The following is a 305-nucleotide window of genomic DNA, read 5'->3' as shown; positions in this document are numbered from 1 at the left end:
ATAATGATGATTTTTAATATTGTGGTTCTGACATATTCAGATAGTTTAATAATAAAATATGCTTGAAAAGGTGCAGCTAAAACAAAGCACAACCTTATTACTCTAACCTGCCAAAACATCGCAAGAGCTAAATTAAACATGAATATGAGATACAGTACTGTACAGTGGTGATTTTTAATTCTTAAAACTGGGTATAGAATAGCGGGTACCAATAGTAAGGCATAGTTATCAACAGAAAAGAAACCTTTAATTTCTATGTAATCAACTACAGATTTAGCCTCGGTGACCTGATCTAGCCAATAAAG

Annotated in this window: 1 pseudogene; it reads right to left on the bottom strand. The window is 32.1% G+C overall.

The window, feature by feature from the left end:
- Window positions 1-305 (bottom strand): annotated as a pseudogene (locus AB4486_RS27665) (hypothetical protein); the annotation flags it as partial.

The organism is Vibrio sp. 10N.222.55.C6 (genome assembly GCF_041473395.1).
Classification (GTDB): Bacteria; Pseudomonadota; Gammaproteobacteria; order Enterobacterales; family Vibrionaceae; genus Vibrio; species Vibrio crassostreae_C.
The sequence above is the reverse complement of the archived record's forward strand: the minus strand, read 5'-3'. Positions and strand labels throughout refer to the sequence as shown.